The 2054-nt window shown below is 63.4% G+C and carries 1 protein-coding gene and 1 pseudogene; both read right to left on the bottom strand.

Features of this window, described 5'->3' with window-relative positions:
* A partial coding sequence (gene ltrA, locus QMK24_RS41125; RefSeq protein ID WP_283472031.1) for a group II intron reverse transcriptase/maturase occupies nucleotides 1-1102 on the bottom strand: 1102 nt, incomplete at its 3' end.
* 585 nt (nucleotides 1103-1687) lie between these two features.
* A pseudogene (locus tag QMK24_RS41120) lies at nucleotides 1688-1986 on the bottom strand (transposase); the annotation flags it as partial.
* Nucleotides 1987-2054 lie beyond the last annotated feature (68 nt).

Below are 2054 nucleotides of genomic sequence, written 5' to 3'. Positions count from 1 at the left end.
TGAAAGGGATCAGCTCCCAGGGCCTGAAATGGCCGTAATAGTTGATCCAGCCTGCCACCTTGGGGTTGACCCATCGGGCGAGCTCTTGAAAGGTCAGATCCGTACGAGTGTGCAGGTGCCAGCCCCGCACCTCCCGACCGATCCTTGTCAGGGCGTCCCTGCTGATCGCCGGATCGACCGCCAGGAACATGTTCCCCTGCCGACTCCGGTTCTTCCTGGCACGGAACGTGTACCCGAGAAACGTGAACGCCGTGTGCTCGTAGGAGCTTCGGCGATTCCCGTCCTTGCAATAGACGATCCGGGTCTTGGCCGGATGCAGACGCAACCCGACCTCGGCCATCCTGTCCGTGAGCGCGGCCAGTACCTGACGGGCCTGGCGCTCTGTGCCGCAGTGCAGCACCGCGTCGTCTGCATAGCGTTCGAACCAGATGGACGGGAACTCCCGCGCCATCCAGGCATCGAACGCGTAGTGCAGAAACAGGTTTGCCAGGACGGGAGACACCGGGGCCCCTTGTGGGGTCCCGCGCTCCCGCTCCAGCAGGGCTCCGTCGGGCATCGCGAGCGGCGCTTGGAGCCACCGCCGCACATACAACTTCACCCAAACGGCGTCGGTGTGAGCTTCCACCGCCTTGACCAGCAGGCCCCAGGGCACACTGTCGAAGAACCGGGCGATGTCGAACTCCACGACCCAATTCCGCTTCCAGCAGCGCTCCCGGCACCGTTCCACTGCGTCCAAGGCGGACCGTCCCGGCCGGTATCCGTAGCTGTCCGGATGGAAAATAGGATCCACCCTTCGCATCAGATGCCGGGCCACCACGGTCTGGGCCACACGGTCGGCCACAGCGGGAATGCCGAGCATTCTCGTGCCGCCGCCGTGCGGCTTGGGAATAGCCACCCCACGTACCGGAAGCGGGAAGTAGGAGCCCGACGACATACGGTTCCAGACCTTGTAGAGGTTTCTCTTAAGGTCCTTCTCGAAGTCGTCGATGCTCTGCCCATCCACCCCTGGCGCGCCTCTATTTGCTCTGACTTCCCCCCAGGCTTCCATGATCTCCCACTTCGAAATCTCAAATGGCTTGGTCGATGACTTCAACTGGCCCATCGCACTCCTCCCGGACGTCATCCGGTTGATGTGATCAACTCAGTCACGAACGACCCGGCCCCTTCGCTCCACCCCCATTACAGGGGCTTCATCACTACTACGAGCCGGTCCGCCAGCAGGTCCCGCATCGGTACTCGACCCCTCGCAGTTGCTGCTGCTTGGGGCACTCCCTCTTGCCGCCGCATCGCGGCGGGCGGTATCGGTACCTGCCTTCTCCTGTTCCGTACGGAAGCCGCAGACCGGGGTCACGTCGCCTGCATGCCGGACACCACCTGGCCAATAGACGGGCACCCGCCAGGCTCATCCCGGGATTTCGGGAACACCCCGGTTTTGATGTCGTCTGATTTCGTTTCGACACGTCAGCAGCGATTCACTTGCGTTCGTCTTCCCGATCCCCACCTGACGCCTCTCAGGACGCCTTTTCCTCATCGCTCACCACGACGGTCATCAACCAACGCAGCATGAGGCGGTTTGAAGCCTCCCCCCGCAGGGCGGCTTCGAAGGGCCACAAAACCTTCATCATCCGCACAGCACCACTCATGGAAGCTGCCCTACTGTCAGCTCCCCTTCGTGTTCAGGACGCAATCCCGGGCAAAATAGGCGGCTGCCCGTCGCAGGATCTCCCGCTCGAGCTGCCATTCTTTCTCCGCCTTGGCCAGCCTGGCGTTCTCCGCGCGCAGCCGGGCCAGCTCGGCCTCGGTGTCCTGCGACCCGCCGGAGGCGGCCGGACCGTCGTCGGCGTCACGCACCCAGGTCCGCAGCGTCTCGGGGTTGACATTCAGATCGGCCGCGACGTCCCTGAACGTCCGCCTTCCCGCCGATGCCCGCCACAACGCGATCGCGTCGGACCGGAACTCCGCACTGTACTTCGAGGGCCTTGCCACGTGGTCTACACCTTCCAGGATCAACAAGATCCATTGTCAGGCGTGTCCACACTACGGGGATCACCTCA

The organism is Streptomyces sp. PH10-H1 (assembly GCF_030063355.1).
GTDB lineage: Bacteria > Actinomycetota > Actinomycetes > Streptomycetales > Streptomycetaceae > Actinacidiphila.
This window is presented reverse-complemented; position numbering and strand designations above follow the sequence as displayed.